The organism is Pseudomonas knackmussii B13 (assembly GCF_000689415.1).
GTDB lineage: Bacteria > Pseudomonadota > Gammaproteobacteria > Pseudomonadales > Pseudomonadaceae > Pseudomonas > Pseudomonas knackmussii.
On the sequence record NZ_HG322950.1, the window covers coordinates 4,219,257 to 4,239,993 of the forward strand.

Annotated in this window: 23 protein-coding genes; 9 read left to right on the forward strand and 14 right to left on the reverse strand. The window is 67.1% G+C overall.

All coding sequences use genetic code 11. From position 1 onward, the window contains the following. Positions 1-85: 85 nt before the first annotated feature. Positions 86-1,363 carry a beta-ketoacyl-ACP synthase II gene (gene fabF / locus PKB_RS19750; protein WP_043253756.1) on the reverse strand — a complete coding sequence of 426 codons (1,278 nt, stop codon included), beginning with the start codon at positions 1,361-1,363 and terminating at the stop codon, positions 86-88. Between the two features lie 157 nt (positions 1,364-1,520). Here fabF and PKB_RS19755 point away from each other — a divergent pair, with 157 nt between their 5' ends. Beyond that, the gene (locus PKB_RS19755; RefSeq protein WP_043253757.1) at positions 1,521-2,006 is read left to right on the forward strand and encodes a GFA family protein; all 486 of its coding nucleotides are present in this window, start codon (positions 1,521-1,523) and stop codon (positions 2,004-2,006) included. Here PKB_RS19755 and egtB read toward each other — a convergent pair. The 4 genes from egtB to PKB_RS19775 all read right to left on the reverse strand — a co-directional run bounded on the left by egtB (position 2,003) and on the right by PKB_RS19775 (position 5,851). Then, positions 2,003-4,120, reverse strand: a complete 2,118-nt coding sequence (gene egtB, locus PKB_RS19760) for an ergothioneine biosynthesis protein EgtB (RefSeq protein ID WP_043253760.1) — start codon at positions 4,118-4,120, stop codon at positions 2,003-2,005. The genes PKB_RS19755 and egtB overlap by 4 nt on opposite strands. A gap of 37 nt (positions 4,121-4,157) precedes the next feature. After that, positions 4,158-4,517 (reverse strand): DUF427 domain-containing protein, encoded by a 360-nt coding sequence (locus PKB_RS19765; RefSeq protein ID WP_052355334.1) that lies wholly within the window; start codon positions 4,515-4,517, stop codon positions 4,158-4,160. Between the two features lie 115 nt (positions 4,518-4,632). Beyond that, positions 4,633-5,274, reverse strand: coding sequence for a DUF1109 domain-containing protein (locus tag PKB_RS19770; protein WP_043253764.1), 642 nt, complete (start codon positions 5,272-5,274; stop codon positions 4,633-4,635). Beyond that, positions 5,261-5,851, reverse strand: a complete 591-nt coding sequence (locus tag PKB_RS19775; protein WP_043253766.1) for a sigma-70 family RNA polymerase sigma factor — start codon at positions 5,849-5,851, stop codon at positions 5,261-5,263. Before PKB_RS19775 ends, PKB_RS19770 begins: the two co-directional genes overlap by 14 nt. A 233-nt stretch (positions 5,852-6,084) precedes the next feature. On the opposite strand from PKB_RS19775, the gene PKB_RS19780 reads away from it, so the two are divergent. From PKB_RS19780 to bla, 5 genes are read left to right on the forward strand one after another with little or no spacing between them, the layout of a single operon-like run. Continuing rightward, on the forward strand, positions 6,085-6,372 hold the full coding sequence (locus tag PKB_RS19780) for a BufA1 family periplasmic bufferin-type metallophore (protein ID WP_043253768.1): 288 nt from the start codon (positions 6,085-6,087) through the stop codon (positions 6,370-6,372). A gap of 16 nt (positions 6,373-6,388) precedes the next feature. After that, complete coding sequence (gene bufB, locus PKB_RS19785; protein ID WP_043253771.1) at positions 6,389-7,222, forward strand: MNIO family bufferin maturase; 834 nt, start codon at positions 6,389-6,391, stop codon at positions 7,220-7,222. Then, on the forward strand, positions 7,219-7,974 hold the full coding sequence (locus PKB_RS19790; protein WP_043253772.1) for an HvfC/BufC N-terminal domain-containing protein: 756 nt from the start codon (positions 7,219-7,221) through the stop codon (positions 7,972-7,974). The genes bufB and PKB_RS19790 overlap by 4 nt, the downstream gene beginning before the upstream one ends. 10 nt (positions 7,975-7,984) lie before the next feature. Continuing rightward, the gene (locus PKB_RS19795) at positions 7,985-8,452 is read left to right on the forward strand and encodes a DoxX family protein (protein WP_043253774.1); all 468 of its coding nucleotides are present in this window, start codon (positions 7,985-7,987) and stop codon (positions 8,450-8,452) included. 59 nt (positions 8,453-8,511) lie between these two features. Next, the gene (gene bla / locus PKB_RS19800; protein ID WP_043253776.1) at positions 8,512-9,402 is read left to right on the forward strand and encodes a class A beta-lactamase; all 891 of its coding nucleotides are present in this window, start codon (positions 8,512-8,514) and stop codon (positions 9,400-9,402) included. A 116-nt stretch (positions 9,403-9,518) separates the two neighbouring features. Here the strand turns inward: bla and PKB_RS19805 are convergent, their stop codons facing one another. The 3 genes from PKB_RS19805 to parS all read right to left on the reverse strand — a co-directional run bounded on the left by PKB_RS19805 (position 9,519) and on the right by parS (position 11,331). Then, a complete protein-coding gene (locus tag PKB_RS19805) occupies positions 9,519-10,016 on the reverse strand; it encodes a BRO-N domain-containing protein (RefSeq protein WP_052355335.1) in 498 nt (165 codons plus the stop codon). Positions 10,017-10,405: 389 nt separating this feature from the next. Next, complete coding sequence (locus tag PKB_RS19810; RefSeq protein ID WP_043253778.1) at positions 10,406-10,873, reverse strand: RES family NAD+ phosphorylase; 468 nt, start codon at positions 10,871-10,873, stop codon at positions 10,406-10,408. Continuing rightward, positions 10,873-11,331: a type II RES/Xre toxin-antitoxin system antitoxin gene (parS, locus tag PKB_RS19815; RefSeq protein ID WP_052355336.1), complete on the reverse strand. Its 459-nt coding sequence runs from the start codon at positions 11,329-11,331 to the stop codon at positions 10,873-10,875. Before parS ends, PKB_RS19810 begins: the two co-directional genes overlap by 1 nt. Positions 11,332-11,794: 463 nt before the next feature. Here parS and PKB_RS19820 point away from each other — a divergent pair, with 463 nt between their 5' ends. Beyond that, on the forward strand, positions 11,795-12,154 hold the full coding sequence (locus tag PKB_RS19820; RefSeq protein WP_043253780.1) for a multidrug/spermidine efflux SMR transporter subunit MdtJ: 360 nt from the start codon (positions 11,795-11,797) through the stop codon (positions 12,152-12,154). Beyond that, positions 12,148-12,477 (forward strand): multidrug/spermidine efflux SMR transporter subunit MdtI, encoded by a 330-nt coding sequence (gene mdtI, locus PKB_RS19825; RefSeq protein ID WP_043253781.1) that lies wholly within the window; start codon positions 12,148-12,150, stop codon positions 12,475-12,477. Before PKB_RS19820 ends, mdtI begins: the two co-directional genes overlap by 7 nt. A 117-nt stretch (positions 12,478-12,594) precedes the next feature. Here mdtI and gabP read toward each other — a convergent pair whose 3' ends face one another. The 5 genes from gabP to glaH form a co-directional block, all read right to left on the reverse strand. Next, entirely contained in the window at positions 12,595-13,995 is a 1,401-nt protein-coding gene (gene gabP / locus PKB_RS19830) for a GABA permease (RefSeq protein WP_043257541.1), read from the reverse strand. 116 nt (positions 13,996-14,111) lie between these two features. Continuing rightward, a complete protein-coding gene (gene gabT / locus PKB_RS19835; RefSeq protein WP_043253783.1) occupies positions 14,112-15,386 on the reverse strand; it encodes a 4-aminobutyrate--2-oxoglutarate transaminase in 1,275 nt (424 codons plus the stop codon). Positions 15,387-15,424: 38 nt separating this feature from the next. Then, complete coding sequence (gene gabD / locus PKB_RS19840) at positions 15,425-16,873, reverse strand: NADP-dependent succinate-semialdehyde dehydrogenase (protein ID WP_043253784.1); 1,449 nt, start codon at positions 16,871-16,873, stop codon at positions 15,425-15,427. Between the two features lie 46 nt (positions 16,874-16,919). After that, entirely contained in the window at positions 16,920-18,170 is a 1,251-nt protein-coding gene (gene lhgO / locus PKB_RS19845) for an L-2-hydroxyglutarate oxidase (RefSeq protein WP_043257543.1), read from the reverse strand. 121 nt (positions 18,171-18,291) lie between these two features. Further along, positions 18,292-19,269, reverse strand: a complete 978-nt coding sequence (glaH, locus tag PKB_RS19850; RefSeq protein ID WP_043253786.1) for a glutarate dioxygenase GlaH — start codon at positions 19,267-19,269, stop codon at positions 18,292-18,294. A gap of 194 nt (positions 19,270-19,463) precedes the next feature. Here glaH and csiR point away from each other — a divergent pair, with 194 nt between their 5' ends. Then, complete coding sequence (csiR, locus tag PKB_RS19855; RefSeq protein WP_043253788.1) at positions 19,464-20,153, forward strand: DNA-binding transcriptional regulator CsiR; 690 nt, start codon at positions 19,464-19,466, stop codon at positions 20,151-20,153. A gap of 5 nt (positions 20,154-20,158) precedes the next feature. Here the strand turns inward: csiR and PKB_RS19860 are convergent, their stop codons facing one another. Next, positions 20,159-20,404, reverse strand: a complete 246-nt coding sequence (locus tag PKB_RS19860) for a hypothetical protein (RefSeq protein WP_043253789.1) — start codon at positions 20,402-20,404, stop codon at positions 20,159-20,161. Positions 20,405-20,737: the final 333 nt, after the last annotated feature.

Genomic DNA, 20,737 nt, shown 5'->3' on the forward strand with positions numbered 1-20,737 from the left:
GGCAGGCTCCGGCCCTGGGGACAAGTCGCGGAATGATAAGGGGTTTCCGTGACCATCCGACAGTTGCCGGAACCTGCCGTTCGACTCAGGCGCCGGTCCAGCGGCGGAACAGCACGCTGGCGTTGACGCCGCCGAAGCCGAAGCCGTTGGACAGCGCGTAGTCGGTATCCAGCGCGCGCGGCGCACCGCGTACCAGGTCGATGCCGACTGCGGTTTCGTCCGGCTCGTGCAGGTTCAGGGTCGCCGGCGCCAGTTGGTCGCGCAGGGCCAGCAGGGTGAAGATCGCTTCCAGCCCGCCGGCGGCGCCCAGCAAGTGGCCGGTGGCCGACTTGGTCGCACTCACGGCCACCGTGCCCTTGTCGCCGAACACCGAGCGGATTGCCGCCAGCTCGCCCTTGTCGCCGACCGGCGTGGAGGTGGCGTGGGCGTTCAGGTGGCCGATCAGCGCCGGGTCGATACCCGCCTGGGCGATGGCCTGTTGCATGGCCCGCCGCGCGCCGTTGCCGTCCTCGGGGCCGGCGGTCAGGTGATAGGCGTCGGCGCTGGTGCCGTAGCCGACCAGTTCGGCCAACGGCTGCGCGCCACGCGCCAAGGCGTGTTCCAGCGATTCGATCACCAGCATCCCTGCGCCCTCGCCCATGACGAAGCCGTCGCGCTTGCGGTCGAACGGCCGCGAGGCTTCCTGCGGCCTGTCGTTGAAGCCGCTGGACAGCGCGCGTGCCGCCGCGAAACCGCCCAGCGCGACGCGGTCGATGGAGGCTTCGGCGCCGCCGCACAGGGCGATGTCCGCCTCGCCGGCACGGATCATCCGCGCCGCGTCGCCAATCGCCTGGACGCTCGCAGCGCAGGCCGTCACCGGCGCGCCGATCGGGCCCTTGAAGCCATGGCGGATGGATACGTGCCCCGCCGCCAGGTTGACCAGGAACGACGGGATGGTGAACGGCGACAGGCGCCGCGGGCCGCGCTCGTCAGTGATGCGCACGGCATCGGCAATGGCGCTGAAGCCGCCGATGCCCGAAGCGATCACCGTGGCCGTGCGGGTCTTCTCGCGCTCGTCCTGCGGCGCCCAGCCGGCCTGGACCAGCGCCTCTTCGGCGGCAGCCAGGGCGAAGAGGATGAAGCGGTGCATCTTCTTCTGTTCCTTGGCCGGTGCCGCGCGCTCGGCATCGAAGCCGGCCTCGGCGTCGTCGGCGATGTCCGGCACCTGGCCGCCGACCGCGCAGGGCAGGTCGCGAACGAATTCGTCGGCCAGCCGGTCGATCCCCGAGCGCCCTTGCAGCAGGCGCTGCCACACCTTCTCGGTGCCACATCCGAGGGGGCTGACCACCCCGGTCCCTGTTACCACTATGCGTTGCGCCGTCATCGGATCGCCTCTTCTGTCGCAGGAGTTCGGCCGCACTTATATGACGACCGAAATATAAGTGAATGATGGGGAGCTGGCCCGCCCGTCGTCAAGCGCCCTCCGACAGGCCGGGGTCGGCCAGCCTTGCTCTGAAGTCCATCCACCGAGGAACGTCGCCATGCGACTCGAAGGCTCCTGCCACTGCGGCGCGATCAGCTTCAGCGTCGAAAGCGCCCATCCCTACCCCTACCAGCGCTGCTATTGCTCGATCTGCCGCAAGACCCAGGGCGGCGGTGGCTACTCCATCAACCTCGGCGGCGCTGCCGCCAGCCTGAAGGTGCGCGGGCGCAAGCACCTGCGCATCTACCACGCGAAGATGCGCGAGCCCGGCAAGCGCACCCGGACCAGCAGCGCCGAACGCTGCTTCTGCGGCGAATGCGGCAGCGCGCTGTGGCTGTACAGCCCGGAATGGCCGGAGCTGATCCACCCCTTCGCATCGGCCATCGACACGCCACTGCCGGTGCCGCCGGAGCACACCCACCTGCTGCTCGACTCCAAGGCGAGCTGGGTGGAAGTGGAAAAGCACCCGCGCGACCAGTACTTCCAGCACTACCCGGAAGAGTCCATCGCCGACTGGCATCGGCGCCTGGACCTGGAGCGCTAGGCCTGCAAGCGGAACACCGCGAACTGCGGCTCGGCGCTGACCCAGTGCTCGCGCACCAGCCAGCCGGCGCGTTCGGCAAGCTCGGCGAAGTCGTCGAGGGCGTACTTGTAGGAGTTCTCGGTGTGCAGGCGCTCGCCGGCGGCGAAGCGGTAGTCGACGCCGGTGATGCGCACGACCTGCTCGCAGCGGCTGACCAGGTGCATCTCGATGCGGCCGAGTTCGGCGTTCCAAAAGGCCAGGTGCTCGAACTGGTCGAGCTGGAAGTCCGCCTGCAGCTCGCGGTTGATGCGTTGCAGCAGGTTGAGGTTGAAGCGCGCGGTGACGCCGCCGGCGTCGTTGTAGGCGGCCTCCAGAACATCCACGTCCTTGCGCAGGTCGACGCCGATCACGAAGGTGCTGTTCGCGCCCAGCAGTCCGTGGGCCGCATGCAGAAAGCCCAGGGCTTCGTCGGGATCGAAATTGCCGATGGTGGAGCCCGGGAAGAAGCCCAGCCGGACCCCGTCGCGCAGGCTCTCGGGCAGGGCCTCCAGGCGGGTGAAGTCAGCGTGCAGCGGTTCGATCTCCAGCGTCGGGTAATCGCGCTGCAGGCGCGCAGCGGCCTTGTCCAGTGCAGCCGGGCTGATGTCGATGGGCACATAACGGCGCAGCTGCGGTGCGGCGTCGAGCAACAGGCAGGTCTTCTCGCTGGCACCGCTGCCGAATTCCACCAGGGTGGTATCGGCGGCGACGTGTGCGGCGATACTCGGAGCGATCCGCGCCAGCAGGGCGGTTTCGCTGCGCGTGGGGTAGTACTCGCGGGTACGGCAGATGGCCTCGAACAGCTCGGAACCCGTCGCGTCGTAGAAGTACTTGGGCGACAGCTGCTTGGGTGTCAGCGAAAAGCCCGCCTCCAGGTCTTCCAGCATCTCGCGGGCCTGGGGTTCGAGGTCGGCCTGTCCGGCCAGGTCGCGCGCCAGGCGCACGCCGGCGAACATCCAGCGCTTGTCCGGGTAGAAGAAGTTGCGATAGCTCGGCCGCGAATGCCCCGGCGGCGTGATGCAGGCGCCGCCGCGCAGGACCATCTGGCTGACCATGAACTTGCCGTTGTACTCGCCCACCGCACCGGCCTTCGGGCGGAAGCCGGGGTAAGGCGCATAGGCGCTCTGCGTCCATTGCCAGGCGGCGTCGTAGAGCTGGCGCAGGCGCCCGTCGAACGCGGCGACCTCCCACTCTGCCTCGGTCGGCAGGCGTGCGCCGGCCCATTCCGCGTAGGCCGAAGCCTCGTAGTAGCTGACGTGCAGCACGGGCGCGTCGAGGTCCAGCGGCTGCAAGCCCTGCAGGCCGAACTCGTGCCAGCCGTCCGCCTGCCGCCGCCAGTACAGCGGCGCCTCCCAGCCCTCCTCGCGCACCTTCGCCCAGCCATCGGACAGCCACAGCTCGGCACGCTGGTAGCCACCATCGTCGATGAAGGCCAGCCACTCGCGGTTGCTCACCAGCGACTCGGCGATCTGGAAGGGCGCGAGGAAGCAGCGGTGCGCAGGCTCCTCGTTGTCGAAGGCGAAGCCCTCGCCGGCATGGCCGATACCCAGCAGCCCGCCCCGGATCACATGGAAACGCGGCGGACCGCAGCGCGAGGGCGCGAACCCTTCGCCATAGGCCGGCGCCAGCGGCGAGCAGCTGAACAGATGGAGGATGTCCATCAACAGCAGCTCCTGGTGCTGCTCTTCATGGGCCAGGCCGAGCAGCACCAGGTCTCGCAGGCTGTCATCGGGCGCCTCGGCGAGCAGTTGCTGCATGTGGCGGTCGACGTGATGCCGGTAGTCGAGCACGCGCTGCAGCGGCGGGCGCGTCAGCACCCCGCGCTGGGGCCTGGGCTGGCGTGGGCCGAGCGCCTCGTAATAGGAATTGAAGAGGTAAGCGAAGCTCGCGTCGAAGGGCTCGTAGCCGGCCAGATTCGGCTGCAGCAGGAAGGTCTCGAAGAACCAGGTGACGTGCCCGACATGCCACTTGGCCGGGCTGGCGTCGGGCATCGACTGCACCTGGGCGTCCTCGGCGCCTAGCGGGGCGAGCAACAGTTCGCTGGCCTCGCGCACCTGGCGGTAGCGTTCGGCGAGCGGGGTGGCCTTGCGAAGCATGGGGCGGTCCCCTCTGGTTCGGCAGGCGCAGGTCGCTTCAGTCTTCCGCGTGGATGCGCACCTGCTCGGGGTAGAAGGCGATGTGTCCGCGAATCATCGCCACCGACGCCTTGGGCGCTTCATAGGTCCAGGCGGCGTTTTCCGAAACCCGGCCCTCGTGCACCAGGTTGTAATAGCTGGCTTCGCCCTTGAACGGGCAGAAGGTGTGGTGCGGGCTGCGCACGAAGTAGCCGGGCCGGGTATCGCGCTCGGGGATGTAGAACACCGGCGGGTAGTTCGCTTCCTGCAACACCAGGGCGTCCTGGGTGCTGGCGATCAGCTCGCCGTCGTAGTGCACGTCGACGCGCCCGGAATGGGTCTTGATCTGGATGGGGTGTTCATGGGCCGGGGTGTTCATCGCCGCTCTCCGCATGCCGGGCCGCCGGAAACCGGCGGCGCGCCGACCCTGTTGAGGGTAGAAGCCTGGCCAGGGCTCGCGGGAAAAACCGATGGGCGTCACCTGCCGCGCGCATTCACCAGCGCAGCAGACGCGGGCCGAGCGCAGCGCCCAGCAGGGTCGGCAGGAGCATGCCCAGCAGATACCAGACGCCCCAGAAGGGAATGCCCATCTCCGGGCAATGCAGGCAATAGGCAAGGGTCGCGGTGGCGCCGGCGAGCAGCCCGCCGACCGCTCCGGCCAGGCGCAGGCGGGTCGGCGCCAACCCTCGCAGGGCCCAGAACACGGCAATAAAGGCCGGCACCGAGAGCAGCGCGATGTTCAGCGGGCAGGTGCGCCAGGTCTTGCCGAAGATCAGCTCGGAGCGCGCCTCCACCGGCACCCCGGCCAGCTCCAGCGCACCGCCCAGCCAGACCAGCAGGACCGGCAGCCCCAGCAGCACCCAGGCCGCTCCGCCGCTCACCCCAGGGCGCGCCAGGCGGCTGCACAGCCACAGCGCCAGCGGCGCGAGGCTCCCCGGCAGCGCGACCTTGGCCCAGAACAGCGGAGTGCGCGCGATTTCGGCGAGGTCGGGACGCACACCGAAGATCGTCGCCATCAACAGCAACGCGCCCAGGCCGCCGCCCAGCAGGGCGATAGCGAAGCGCTTGCCCAGCGCCTGCCGGTCCACTCGCGTATCGCCGGCGGCCAGCAGCTCGATCAGTTCATTGGTCTTCATCGCTTCGCAACCCTCGGATCATGTTCGCCAGGGCCTTAAGCCCGCGGTGGATGCCCACCTTCACGGCGGAACTGGAAAGCCCGGTCAGGCTGGCGGTTTCCTCCACCGACAGCCCCTCCAGCTTCACGTGGACGATCGGCAGGCGCTGCTTGTCGGGCAGCTGCTGCAACAGCTTGCCGAGGTCGCGGCTGGCTTGGGCCGGTTCGTCGTCCTCGACTGCGAACAGCTCGCCGTCGTCGTCTTCCAGCGGTTCGTGCAGCGCCTCGCGACGGGCGAAGGCGCGGAAATGGTCGGCCAGCTTGTAGCGCGCGATGGCTTGCACCCAGGCCGTCAGCGGCTGTTCGGCACGGTAGGTGTGGCGGGCGTTGTGCACCGCCAGCAGGACTTCCTGCAGCAGGTCCTCGACCTCGCCGGGGCGCTGGTTGAGGCGCCGGCGCAGGAAGGCGCGCAGGTGCGTGCCAAGAGCGGCGAGGAATTCGCGATAGGCCGCTCCGTCGCCCTCCATGCCGCGCAGCAGCAAGGCCTGCAACTGCGCCTCGCGCGCGATCAACACTTCCTGGCTGGTAGTTCGTTGCATCGGCCGTCCTGGTTACACCGCGGAAGAATATTTTTCCCCTGTCCGCCCCCAGCCTGCTGGCGGAACCTCGGCCCCTGTAAAAAACAGGCCGCAGTTCAATACGTTAGGGCCGCGTCGAATAAATCTCAAAAAAAATTTCAGGCGGCTGTAACCGGATCGCCGCCCCCGGCGAACTACTCATCGAGCCGCCGGAAAGCACTCCGCGGCCCCTCAACCGAACTGGAGACCGCACCATGAAAACCCTGACCCTCGCCACCGCCGCCCTCGCCCTCGCCGCCATCACCGGTGCCGCCCTGGCCGACGACATGAACACCAAGGCCAGCAATGGCGCGGCCATGGAGAAATGCTACGGCGTGGCCCTGGCCGGCAAGAACGACTGCAAGGCCGGCGCCGGCACCACCTGCGCGGGCAGCGCCAAGAAGGACTACGACGGCATGCACTGGAAGAACGTCCCCACCGGCACCTGCACCTCGATCAAGACGCCCCACGGCATGGGCTCGCTGACCCCGATGAAGTCCTGACCGCAGGCCGCCGACCATGAACGCATCGACTCGACTGGGCGCGGGGCTGGGGCTGAAGGCAGAACACTACGCCGACGCCCTCGCCTGCACCGCCCAAGGGCTCTGGTTCGAAGTCCACCCGGAGAACTACATGGTCGGCGGTCCACGCCTTGCCTGGCTGGAGCGGATCGCCGAACGGCATCCGCTGTCGCTGCACGGGGTTTCGCTGTCCCTGGCAGCCGACGCCCCGCCCGACGAGGCGCACCTGCAACGTCTGCGCACGCTGGTCGAGCGCGTGCAGCCGACACTGGTTTCCGAACACCTGGCCTGGTCCACCTGGCGCGGCCAGTACCTGCCGGACCTGCTGCCCTTCCCGCGCAGTCACACGGCACTGGCGCGCATCGCCGAGAACATCCAGCGCACCCAGGAAGCCCTGGGCCGGCGCATCGCCATCGAGAACCCCAGCCACTACCTGCGCCTCGACGGCCACGACTGGAACGAGATCGAATTCCTCACCGAGCTGGCGAAGCGTACCGGCTGCGGCCTGCTGCTCGACGTCAACAACGTGCACGTCAGCGCACACAACCTGGGCTTTGACGCAATGCGCTACCTGGACCGCTTCCCCGCCGAGGCGATCCTCGAAATCCACCTCGCCGGGCACAGCCACGACGAGGGCGGCGAACTACTGATCGACTCCCACGACGCGCCCATCGCCGAGACGGTCTGGGGGCTCTACGAGCACCTGATCCAGCGCATCGGCCCGCGCCCGACGCTGATCGAGCGCGACGACCACATCCCCGCCTTCGGCGAGCTGCTGGCCGAACGCGGCCTCGCGCAAGCCATCCTCAACCTCGCGGAGATAGCGCCATGAAGACCTCGCTCGGCGCCTTCCAGGACGCCTTCGTCGCAGCGCTCTACCAGCGCCCGGCAGCGGAACTGCAAGCGGTCGTCGAACAGACCGGCTTCGAGGTCTACCGCAACACCGTGCTCAAGGGTTGCGTCGACGCCCTGTGCGACAATTTCCCCAGCGTCGAACGCCTCGTCGGCACGGACTGGCTGCGCGCGGCGGCGGCCATCCACGCCCGCGAGACGCCGCCGAGCGACGCCCGCCTGGTGTTCTACGGCGAGCATTTTCCCGACTTCCTCGACGCCTTCGAGCCGGCCCGCGAACTGCCCTACCTGGGCGACGTGGCGCGTCTCGACCGCCTGTGGATAGAAGCCTTCGCCGCGCCGCAGGACGCCACGCTGGAACTCGCCAGCCTGGCCGGCATGACTGCCTCGGACCTTGCCGCCTGCCGCCTGGAACCGCGTTCCAGCGCGCGTTGGCGCTGGTTCGCCGAGCAGCCGATCTACAGCATCTGGCGCCACAACCGCGAAGAACTGCCGATGCCGGAAGAACTGCCCTGGCAGGGCGAAGGCGCGCTGCTGGTCGGCCATGCCGAGGGCGTCACCTGGCAGGCCCTGGAAATCGGCGGCTGCGCCTTCCTCGACGCCTGCGCCGCCGGCCATGACCTCGACCACGCCTCGGCTCTCGCGCTCGAAGCACAGCCCGACCTCGATTTCACAGCACTGCTCGGCCGCCTCCTCGCCGCCGCCGTGTTCCGCCCCCTGAACCTCGCCTGAGGACGCCGCCATGGACATCACCCACAGCACCACTCCCACCACCGGCCTGCGCCAACGCTGGAACCACCTGGCCGAAGGCCTGCAATGCCTGCTCGGCGACTCCTTCCTGTGCCTGGTGGCGCGCTTCGGCATAGCCTCGATCTTCTTCCTCTCCGGGCGCACCAAGGTCGAGGGCATCCTGACCATCACCCCGAGCACCTACGAGCTGTTCCAGACCGAGTACATGCTGCCGCTGGTGCCGCCGCACATAGCCGCGCACCTGGCGACCTACGCCGAGCACTTCTTCCCGATCCTGCTGGTGCTCGGCCTGTTCACCCGCCTCTCGGCCCTGGCCCTGCTGGGCATGACCACGGTGATCGAAGTGTTCGTCTACCCCGACGCCTGGCCGACGCACCTGTCCTGGGCCGGCCTGCTCCTGCTGCTGATCGGCCGTGGCGCCGGCGCCTGGTCGCTGGACCGCCTGCTGCGCATCCGCTGAGCGAAGTTGCCGTCACGCGCCAGCTGGCCGATAGTCGCCGCCTGGACAAGGAGACGACGATGCTCGGCAGACGACAGTTCACCCACATCCTGATGCTCGCCCCGCTGGCCGGCCTGCTCGCCGGCCCGGCCCGAGCGGCGGACCGCAAGGCCCTGGAAGCGCAACTCGCAAAGCTCGAACGCGGCAGCGGCGGACGCCTCGGCGTGGCGGTGCTGGATACCGGAAGCGGCAAGCGCTTCGGCCACCGCGCGGACGAGCGCTTCCCGATGTGCAGCACCTTCAAGGCGCTGCTCGCCGCCGCCGTGCTGGCGCGAGTGGATGCCGGCAAGGAAGACCTGGCGCGGCGCATCATCTACGGCCGCGAAGCACTGGTGGACTACTCGCCGGTTGCGGAAAAGCACGTCGGCGAACCCGGCCTGAGCGTCGCCGAACTCTGCAAGGCAGCAGTCACCCTCAGCGACAACGGCGCGGCCAACCTGCTCCTCGAAAGCCTTGGCGGCCCGGCCGGGCTGACCGCCTGGCTGCGCACGACGGGCGACACGGTGACGCGCCTGGACCGCAACGAGCCAGACCTCAACGAAGGCACGCCCGGCGACCCGCGCGACACCACCACGCCAACCGCCATGCTGGAAACGCTGCAGCACCTGCTGTTGGGCAACGTGCTCAAAGCCAGCTCGCGCGACCAGTTGAAAGCCTGGCTGCTGGCCAACCAGACCGGCGACGCACGCCTCCGCGCGGGCGTGCCAATGGACTGGAAAGTCGGCGACAAGACCGGCACCGGCCCGAAAGCCACCGGCACCAGCAACGACATCGCCATCCTCTACCCGCCCGGCCGCGCGCCGCTCCTGGTCACCGCCTACCTCACCCGCGCCACCGTCTCGCCGGAGCAAAGGGACAAGGTGCTGGCAGAAGTCGGCCGGCTCGCCGCGATGTTTGCGGCTGCACCGTAGGATGGGTTGAGGCACGAAACCCATACGGTCGTCGCTGGGCTCGCACCCGATACATCGTGGGGCCCTTTCGGTGCTGGACTCTGTGCAGCATGGGTTTCGCTGCGCTCAACGCCATCCTACGAATCGCGCCTTCCCGGCAACCAATGGGACCAGCGTCTGTTGCGCGTTTGCTCGGCCAGCAGCCGCGGCATGTCGCCAAAGCGCATCCACAACTCGCCCTGCCACAGCAGCACGGTCAGCGGCGCAGTCGGTCCTTGTAGGTGCATGCGCCGGGGCTGCTCGGCGCGGCTTTCGGCCTGATCGCGCAAAGTCGGCAGCACTTCGCCAGTCAGCCACTGGCGCAGGTTGCGGTGCTCCGGATGGCGATAGCGGGCGAGCAGATGGAACAGGCCGAAATCGTTGACCAGCCAGACGCACTCCTCGCCGGAGCGGCTGGCCAGCACGGCCTGGCGGCGCAAGTCATCGTCGAGACGGTGGATCACGTAGTGCTCGACCCGCTCGCGGATCAGCACGCCCTGGTCGCGGGCCACCAGCCAGGGCTGGCCATCGATGCAGACGCCGCGCAGGGAACGGTTGAAGCGTTGGAAGACAACGGGAAGGTGAACATCGTCCATGGGGAAGCTCCTAGGTATGAATAGAGCCGCCACCACCTCGTCGCCAAACGAATGGGAGGCGGAACCGCACAGGGTTGGCGAACCGGCTACCTAGCTACCGGCAGACCCGAAGGTCTCCCTATGCGGCCCGCCAGAGAAGAACACTGCACGCATAGCAATACGTCGCAGCGCCCGTAGGCAGTACCGCAGCTAGATATAAAACGAGTCGCCAAACCCGACCCTCGCCGCTTTCGCGAAGGCAGGCGGAGGGTATGAGCGGAGGATTCGGGCGTCAAGGCACCCAGGCAGATATGGAGGCGGAACCGCACGGGGTTGGCGAACCGGCTACTCAGCATCCGGCAGACCCGAAGGTCTCCCCGTACGGCCCCGCCATGGCGGGGCCATCTCTGTTACAAGCGCAACTGGAACATGCGCTCGTCGTAGAGGAAATCGAAGCTGTCCTCGACCCGCACCTGGGCCATGGCGGGGTGACGCGGGTTGAGCAGGATGTTCCATTCCAGCGGCAGCACCGCCGAGGGCACGATCAGGCCGAGCTGTTCGCCAGCCTTCAGCCAGCGGGTGCCGAAGTCCATGCTCGGGCGGTCCGCCGGCAGGCTGTTCCAGCCCTTGGGCAGCTCCTGCGGGTCGGGCCGGAGGTAGAGCTCATCGACTTCCGGCAGCTCGAATGCGGTGATCTTCATCGGGAACAGCGGCCGGCCGCTGGCGTGGACGAAGGTTTCCAGGCAGCAGATGGCCGGCGACAGGCCCAGGTAGACGACCGGCACGTCCTTGTCGTTCCAGCGACCGCCCTGGATCGCGGCGCCCTGGCCGGACAGGTCGGTGGCGCGCGAGGCCTTGGCGACTCGCCAGGCCCGCATCAGGCGACTCCGCCCCACTCCAGCGCATGCAGCACGCGGCGTACCTGGTTTGCGCCTATCTCGGTGTCGCACAGGCTCAGCGGTGTCTGCCCGCCGAGGGCTTCGTTCGGCCGTTCCAGCCATTGGGTAGCGGCATCCTTGTCCTCGAACACCGACTCGGCCAGCAGGGCCACAGCGGCCAGGCGGTCCAGGCGCTCGGAAGTCACGACGTCCAGCGGCTGGTCGGCCTTCTTCTTGCGCTCGTAGGTGGACAGGGAAATGTTGAACAGCGCGACGAAGTCCGATGTGTTGATGCGGAAGGTATCGCGCGCGGATTCGACCCAGGTCCAGCTCAGGCCGTGCCTGATCTGCTGCAGCCGCTCGTTCTCGGTGAGTCGGGCATGGTCGTACGCCAGCGCCCAGAAGCGGGGGAACTGCGCAGCACCGCGATGACCCTCGTTGGTTTTCATGGCCAGCATGCGACCTCTTCAAATGACGCAGACAACACCTTCAAATGAAGGTTACGCCTATCAGCCCTCTTTGCCCAGCCAGGAAAACGACGCGGCCAGGCGATCGAACAAAATATTGCACACCCTCATTGAGCGCCCCATGGAGTTCCATAGTGAGAAACCCAACTGAAACGGCGCATTAACGCCATTTAAACATTCCGACGCCAGGATCGATTTGCCAATTTTCGGCGTCTCAGGCAAGATAGTGTTCATTATGTTGAACAGCAAAGTTAAATCCCTCGCCACTTCTCGTCTGGTTTCTCGCGAGCGCCACTGGACCGGCGACCTCTAGCTCCCTCCCCTTCGGTCATCTTCGTGGGTGACGTTGCGCCCGAGCGTATCGCCGCTTGCGCTGTCACCTCCCGAACCGTCGTTTCGCATCGCCACGCAGCTGTTTCGCGCGGCACACGCTTGCCCATGGGAGGGCTAGACCATGCGTTCCTGGATTTATCTGTTCGCCGCCATCGGCTTCGAAGTCGCTGGCACCACCTCGATGAAATTCACCACCGATCTGGCCCCGCTGTATGGCCACCTGCTGATGTTCGCCATGATCGGTCTGTCGTATTACTGCCTGTCGCTGGCCATCCAGCGCGTACCGGTCGGCGTCGCCTACGCCCTCTGGGAAGGCATCGGCATCGTGCTGATCACCCTGATCAGCGTGGCCTGGCTGGGCGAAGACCTGGCCGTTGAGAAGGCCATCGGCCTGGCCGTAATGATCGCCGGCATCCTGCTGATCAAGTCCGGTACTCAAGCCAAGCGAGAGCCGGCTGCAGAGGAGGCCCTGGCATGCTGAATTTCGACTGGATTCCGTTCGCCTGGCTGGGCCTGGCGATCGTGCTGGAAGTGATCGCCAACCTGCTGCTGAAGTACTCCGATGGCTTCCGCAAGCGCAGCTACGGCATCCTCTCCATCCTCTGCGTGCTGGCCGCCTTCTCGGCGCTGGCACAGGCGGTGAAGGACATCGAACTGTCGGTGGCCTACGCCATCTGGGGCGGCTTCGGCATCCTCGCCACCGTGGCCATGGGCTGGGCCCTGTTCGGCCAGCGCCTGGTGTGGCGCGGGTGGTTGGGGTTGGCTCTGCTGATACTGGGGATGGGGCTGCTGAAGCTGGCTTGATGGATGAAATGAAAACGGGGCCGCCACATGGGCGCCCCGTTTCATTTGCACAACCCTGTAGGAGCGGGCCATGCCCGCGATCGCGCGCATGGCGCGCTCCTACACGGGGGCAGCGGCTTAATGTTTAGCCACGCTCAGACCCGCTGCGCTCTGCTCACTCCGCGCACGCCGACGCGTCACCAGCAGGCCCGAGCAGACGATCAGCACGCTGAGCAGCGCGGTGGCGGTCACTTCGACGCGGTGGTCCGGGCGCAGCAGCATCAGCAACAGCACGCCGGCGATGAAGGCGATCACGCCCCAGGTCAGCCAGGGGAACAGCCACATGCGGTACTCGATGGCCTTGCCCTCGGCGACCATGCGCTTGCGCATGCGCAGCTGCGACACGGCGATCACCAGGTACACCAGCAGGGCGATGGCGCCGGAGCTGGCCATGAGGAAGCCGAACACCTGCGACGGCACCAGGTAGTTGGCGACCACGGTGGCGAACGCCGCGGCGGTGGACAGCAGCACCGCGACCACCGGAGTGCCGGCGCGGCTGGTGATGCGTGCGGCTGCCGGTGCGTCACCACGGCTGCTCAGCGAATAGAGCATGCGCGAGGCGGTGTAGAGCGAGGAGTTCAGGCAGCTGGTCACCGAGGTCAGCACCACCACGTCGATCAGCGCCTTGGCGTGCGGCACGCCGAGCACTTCCAGCACTGTCACGTAGGAGCCGTCGGCGGCCAGGCGCGGGTCGGTCCAGGGCACCAGGGCGACGACGATGAAGATCGACAGGATGTAGAACAGGCTGATCCGCCAGATCACCGAGTTGGTGGCCTTGGATATCTGCTTGCCGGCGGCATCGGATTCGGCGGCGGCGATGGTCACCACTTCCGCGCCGAGGAACGAGAACATGGTGATCAGCATGGCGCTGAGCACCGCGCCGAAGCCGTTGGGCATGAAGCCGCCGTTGTCCCACAGGCGCGACACGCCGCTTACGCCGGTATTCGGCAGCAGGCCGAGGATGGCGCAGGCGCCGAGGATGATGAAGCAAGTGATCGCGATCACCTTGACCAGCGCCAGCCAGAACTCGAACTCGCCGTAGTTCTTCACGCTGAACAGGTTGGTCACGGTGAGCAGCAGGGTGATCGCCAGCGACAGCACCCAGATGTCCAGCTGCGGCACCCAGGTGTTGATGATGGTGGCGGCGATGTTCGCCTCGATCGGGATCACCAGGACCCAGAACCACCAGTACAGCCAGCCGATGGTGTAGCCGGCCCACTTGCCGATGGCCTGGTCGGCGTAGGTGGAGAAGGAGCCGGTGTCGGGCGACGCCACGGCCATCTCGGCCAGCATGCGCATGACGATCACCACCAGCGCGCCGGCCAGCAGGTACGCGAGGATCGCGGCCGGGCCGGCCTCGGCGATGGCGCGGCCGGAGCCGACGAAGAGGCCGGCGCCGATCACCCCGGCGATGGACAGCATGGTCACATGCCGCGATTTCAACCCATGGCTCAGGTTGTTCTTGTTGAGCGGTTTCATGGTTTCACCTTTGTAGAGCAGCATCCTTGCAGCAAAAACGCCCTCGCCCACCCGTGAGCGCTCACGGGCAGGGAGGGATTCAACGTGGGGTCTTGCCGGGTGGAATCGACGGACCGTCAGGCCAGTTCGTCGAAGCACTCGGCGATGATCGACAGGCCGCGCTGCAGGTCGGCGTCGCTGACGGTCAGCGGCACCAGGATGCGCAGCACGTTGTAGTAGGTACCGCAGGACAGCAGGATCAGGCCCTTGTCGCGGGCCTTGGCGACGATCTTGGCGGTCAGCTCGGCGGCCGGGGTCTGGCCGTCGGCTTCGAACAGCTCCACCGCGACCATGGCACCGAGAGTACGCACGTCGCCAACGCAGCTGTGCTTCTCGCCGATCTGGCGCAGGCCGGCGCCCAGCATTTCACCGACAGCCTTGGCGCGATCCAGCAGGTTCTCCTGCTCGAAGGCTTCGATCACGGCGAGCCCGGCGACGCAGGACAGCGGGTTGCCGGCGTAGGTGCCGCCCAGGCCGCCCGGGGCCACAGCGTCCATCAGCTCGGCCTTGCCGGCCACACCGGCCAGCGGGAAGCCGCCGGCGATGGACTTGGCGAAGGTGGTCAGGTCGGCGGCGACGCCCATCTGCTCCATGGCGAAGAAGGTGCCGGTGCGGCCGGCGCCGGTCTGCACTTCGTCGGCGATCAGGACGATGCCGTGCTCGTCGCACAGGGCGCGCAGGCGCTGCATGAAGTCCTTCGGCGCCGGGTTGAAGCCGCCCTCGCCCTGCACCGGCTCGAGGATGATCGCGGCGATGTCGCGCGGCTGCGCATCGTTCTTGAAGATGCGCTCGATGCTGGCGATGGCGTCGTCCACCGACACGCCGTGCAGCGCATTCGGGTACTGGGCGCGGAAGATGCCGCCCGGCATCAGGCCCATGCCCGCGGCGTACGGCACCACCTTGCCGGTCAGGCTCAGGGTGTAGTGGGTGCGGCCGTGGTAGGCGCCGGTGAAGGCGATCACGCCGGTGCGGCCGGTGGCGGCGCGGGCGATCTTGATGGCGTTTTCAACGGCTTCGGCGCCGGTGGTCACCAGCAGGGTCTTCTTCTCGAAGTTGCCCGGGACCAGGCCGTTGATCTTCTCGGCCAGGGCCACGTAGGGCTCGTAGCCGAAGACGTGGAAGCAGGTGTGGGTCAGCTTGGCCATCTGCTCCTGCACGGCGGCCATGATCTTCGGATGCAGGTGGCCGGTGTTCAGCACGGCGATGCCGCCGGCGAAGTCCAGGTACTCGCGGCCCTCGACGTCCCACACGGTGGCGTTCTCGGCGCGTTCGGCATAGATCTGGTGGATCTGGCCGACACCGCGCGGGATGGCGGCCATGCGGCGTTGTTGCAGGCTCTGGTTGGTGTTCATGTTCGCTCCTGATGACGCTTGATGAATGACCGCCGTGGTTACACGCCGATGCACAGGTATTTGATTTCGAGGTAGTCCTCGATGCCGTACTTGGAGCCTTCGCGGCCCAGGCCCGAGGCCTTGATGCCGCCGAAGGGAGCGACCTCGTTGGAGATGATCCCGGTGTTGATGCCGACGATGCCGTACTCCAGCGCCTCGCCGACGCGGAACACGCGGCCCAGGTCGCGGGCGTAGAAGTAGGCGGCCAGGCCGTACTCGGTGTCGTTGGAAAGCTCGATCACTTCGGCCTCGTCCTTGAAGCGGAACACCGGCGCCAGCGGGCCGAAGGTCTCGTCCTTGGAGACCAGGGCGTTCTTCGGCACGTCGACCAGGATGGTCGGCTCGAAGAAGGTGCCGCCCAGGGCGTGCGGCTTGCCGCCGGCGACGACTTTGGCGCCCTTGGCGACGGCGTCCTCGATGTGCTCCTGGACCTTGGCCACGGCCTTGGCGTCGATCAGCGGACCGGTGGTCACGCCTGCTTCCAGGCCGTTGCCCAGGCTCAGGCGCGCCACGGCGGCTTTCAGCTTGTCGACGAAGGCGTCGTACACGCCGTCCTGCACATACAGGCGGTTGGCGCACACGCAGGTCTGGCCGTTGTTGCGGAACTTGGAGATCAGCGCGCCATCGACGGCGGCGTCGAGGTCGGCGTCATCGAAGACGATGAAGGGCGCGTTGCCGCCCAGCTCCAGCGAGACCTTCTTGATGTCCTTGGCGCACTCGACCATCAGCTGGCGGCCGATTTCGGTCGAGCCGGTGAAGGTCAGCTTGCGCACGATGGGGTTGCCGGTCAGCTCGCCGCCGACGGCGCCGGCGCTGCCGGTGACCACGCTGAACACGCCTTTCGGGATGCCCGCGCGCTCGGCCAGCTCGGCCAGGGCCAGGGCGGAATACGGGGTCTGCGAAGCGGGCTTGAGGACCATGGTGCAGCCAGCGGCCAGGGCCGGGCCGGCCTTGCGGGTGATCATCGCCGAGGGGAAGTTCCACGGGGTGATCGCCGCGGTCACGCCGATCGGCTGCTTGATCACCATCAGGCGCTTGTCCGGCTGGTGGCCGGGAATCATGTCGCCGTAGACGCGCTTGGCTTCCTCGCCGAACCACTCGAGGAACGAAGCGGCGTAGGCGATCTCGCCCTTGGCTTCGGCCAGCGGCTTGCCCTGCTCGAGGGTCATCAGGCGGGCCAGGTCGTCCTGGTTCTGCATCATCAGCTCAAACCAGCGGCGCAGCTTGTTGGCGCGCTCCTTGGCGGTCAGCGCGCGCCAGGCCGGCAGGGCTCGGTCGGCGGCTTCGATGGCGCGGCGGGTTTCGGCGGCGCCCATCTTCGGCACGCTGCCGATGTGCTCGCCGGTGGCGGGATTGGTCACCGCGAGGGTCTGGCCGTTGTCGGCATCCACCCAGGCGCCATCGATGTACGCCTGTTGGCGGAACAGGCTGGAGTCTTTGAGTTGCACGCGTTTTTCCTCGTTATAGGTGTCGAGGTTTCAGGTGTCGGGCGGCTCAGCCGGCTGCCCGCAGGTTGTTCGGGGTCACGGCCTTGACGAAGTTGCCGCCCTGGGCGGCGACCTGCTCGCGGACCTTCTCGACGATGTAGGCGCCGATCGGGATGGCCGAGGTGGCCGCGGGCGACGGGGCGTTGCAGACGTTGACGCTGCGCTTGGTGTTCACGAAGAGGAAGTCGTCGATCAGCTTGCCGTCGCGCGAAACGGCCTGGGCACGGACGCCGGCCGGGTAGTCGGTGAGGTCGGCCTTGACGATGCTCGGGCAGTACTTCTGCACTTCCTTCAGGTAGCCGCCCTTGAACAGCGAGTTCTTCATCTCGATCAGGCCGGGGCGCAGGTTCTTCGCCAGCACCTTGAGGATGCCCGGGGTGGTCAGGGTCTCGAACATGTCGGAGAGGCTGATGTCGCGCTTGCGGTAGCCCTCGCGCTTCATCGCCAGCACGGCGTTCGGGCCGACGGTGACGGTGCCGTCGATCATGCGGGTCAGGTGCACGCCGAGGAACGGCATGGACGGATCCGGGATCGGGTAGATCAGGTGGTTGACGATCTGGTTGTGCTGCTTGGGCAGCAGGTAGTACTCGCCGCGGAACGGGCAGATGATGAATTCGGGCTGCAGGCCCAGCATGCGCACGATGCGGTCGGCCATCAGGCCCGAGCAGGTGACCAGGTAGCGGCCGCGGAAGGCGTTGTCAGTGGTGTGCACCACCACTTCATCGGCACGCTCGTCGAGGCCGACGACTTCGGCGTTGTAGCGGATCTCGCCGCCGGCGGCCTGGAACTCGCGGCCCATGGCGGCGGTGACTTCGGCGTAGCTGACGATGCCGCTGGAGGGCACGAAGATACCGCCCATGCCGACGATGTTCGGCTCGCGCTCGCGCAGCTCGCCGGCGCTCAGCCAGTAGCGCTCCAGGCCGTTGGCCGCGGTGCGCTCCCAGAGCGCGCCCATGCGCTGCATTTCCAGTTCGTTGGTGGCCACCAGCAGCTTGCCGCACTCGTCGTAGCGGATGCCGTGCTTGTCGCAGAAGGCCTTGGTGGCCTTGTTGCCGGCCAGGCAGAACTTCGCCTTGAGGCTGCCGGGGGTGTAGTAGACGCCGGCGTGGATCACGCCGCTGTTGTGCCCGGTCTGGTGGCGGGCCGGGCCGGATTCCTTCTCCAGCAGGAGGATCTTCGCGTCCGGGTAGACCTGGGTGAGTTGCATCGCGGTGGACATGCCGACGATGCCGCCGCCGATGATGATGAAATCGTACACAGCCATTACCTCGCGCACTGGCTCAGCTGAAAAAGAACCGCAGGAGCGAGCCACTAGCGAAGACCGTGCGCGGACCTTCGCGAGCCAGCTCGCCCCTACGGCAAGGGTGACGCTGTCGAAATTACTGGCCGCGCTGGTACAGCGGCTTCTGGTAGGCGATGTAGCCGCGCTGGCGCATCAGTTCGCGGCGCAGGCCCTCGTGCGGGGTGAAGCGGTCGCGGCCGTGCAGCCAGAACAGGTTGTTGATCAGCAGGAAGCAGCCCTGCGGCACCGGCACCGAAAGCTTGGCCGGGCTGCCTTCCAGGGACTCGGACAGGGCGTTCAGCCAGATGCCTTCCTCGAAGTCCTTCGGCTGCACGAACTGGTCGATGTAGCGCATGGTCGGGCGACCTTCGGCGTCGGTATCGAACACCGCGTGGAACACGTCCTCGCTGACCTTCTTGCTCGGCGGCGCGGTCCAGCGCATCTCGCGGCGGGCCAGCGGGTGGCGGAAGAACTCTTCGCACTCGGCCCAGTCGTCCAGGTGCAGCAGCAGGGAGTTGCCGCCCTCCATGTTCTTTTCTTCGATCTTCATCATCAGCACGTAGTCGGTGATCTGATTCACGAAGGTGCCGTCGTTGTGCAGCTCCATGACGCGATGCGGCTGGCGCAGGTAGCTGTCGGAGTTGTCGGTGTTGAGCACCACGAAGCGGGCGTAGAACTGGCCGCTCATGGCGTCGTAGTTGGAACGGCCGATCAGGTGCGCGACGGCGGTGGAGAACTTGACCATGTCCTCGGCCTGGGCCGCGTCATCCAGCCCTTCGGGCTTGATCAGCATGCCGCCGGTGCCACGGTCGAGGATGGTGTTCAGCACCACCGGACGCAGGGTGCCTTCGCACAGCTCGTCGAGGATCTGGGCGATGCGGAAGCGCAGGAACGACTTGTACTCCAGGGCCTGTACCGGCCACTGGGCCACGGCCTTGACGAAGGCCTCCACGGTGTCGCGGGCGAAGGTCAGCTCGAGCAGGCGCGGCGACTGCGCCGACGGCGCTACCGAGAAGCCGCGGGTCTCCAGCGGCAGGGGCATGACGAGGTCCTGGATGGAGGTGAAGGCGTTCATGGCGATGTCCTGGCAAAGATGGGTTGGCGCCGTCCGGCAATGACCTGGATCAGGCGGGCAGGATCAAAATATCGCCACAAATCCAAAATGTCTACATTTTTCTAAATCACAGACAAAGCAGTGCCTTGTCTATTGTTTTTCGTCCATACGACATTTGGGTATGATCGCCAGCTAAACCCTTGCAGGAGCTGGATTTGGAAGCCGTCGCCCCCCGTCAGAACTCGGCCTTCAGCGGGTACGAAAAGCTCAAGAAGGACATCATCCGCGGTGTCTTCAAACCGGGCGAAAAGCTGCTGATGAGCACCCTGAAGGAGCGCTACGACCTCGGCGTGGGTCCGCTGCGCGAGGCGCTTTCGCAGCTGGTCGCGGAGCACCTGGTCGTAGCCATCAGCCAGAAGGGCTACCGCGTCGCGCCCATGTCGCTGGAAGAGATGCGAGACATCTATGACGCCCGCGCCAACCTCGAAGCGATGATCGTCAGCCTGGCCATCCAGCGCGGCGACGACGCCTGGGAAGCGCAGGTGCTGGCGCATTCGCACACCCTGGCCAAGGTCGTCGAGGTGAAGACCCGCGAGCAGCGCCTGGATGTCTGGGACGAACGCCACAAGGCCTTCCACACCGCCATCGCCCAGGGCTGCGGCTCCAAGCACCTGCTACAGGCGCGCACCTACCTGTTCGACCAGGCCGAGCGCTACCGCCACCTGTGGCTGACGCAAACGGTGTTTTCCGAGCAGGCCCTGGAGCTCAAGCGCCAGGAGCACGCCGCGCTGGTCGAGGCGATCCTGGCCCGCGACGCGGCGAAAGCCAGCGAGATGATGCGCAGCCACCTGATGACGCCGGTGCCGATCATCGCGCAGATCATGCAGAACGGCGGCCTGAGCTAGGCCGCTCAACCGGCGCGGCGCCCATCCTGTTGCTGCTGCAGGCGGCAGATGCGGCCGTCCTGCACCTCCCCCAGCAATCCCTGCATGGCCTCGGCGGCCAGCGCCAGGCGCTGCGCATCGGCGCCGAGCATCCCCGCCAGTACCGCGTCTTCGACGAACGCCTGCGAAGTACGCATGTTGTACGAGGCCAGTTCCAGGTTGTAGACCAGGCTGCGCAGGGTCTTGCTGAGCTGCTGTTCGGCGTGGTTCATGGCGGCGCTCCGTGGCGGTTGGCTGGTGGAGTTATGGCACAGGGCCAGCCAACGCGGCAGAGCGAATTGGCGTTATACATTTCGACAGCAGTCCGGCCGGACGTCGCGCCACATGCGGCTTTCAGAGCACGGAACTAAACTCAAAGCACGCCCCGCAGAGGGGACACCTGCGCAACGGACCGGTGTGGACGCGTGAATTTCCAGCTGCCGGCACGCGCCCGACTGCCGCTACGCTGGTGCCGATCCGACGGTCCCGTCCACCGCCCCTCCCCGCCGTTCGCGCCGCGCTCCGGCAGCTTCGCAAACCCACCCCAGGCCAGCCCCACGCATGCC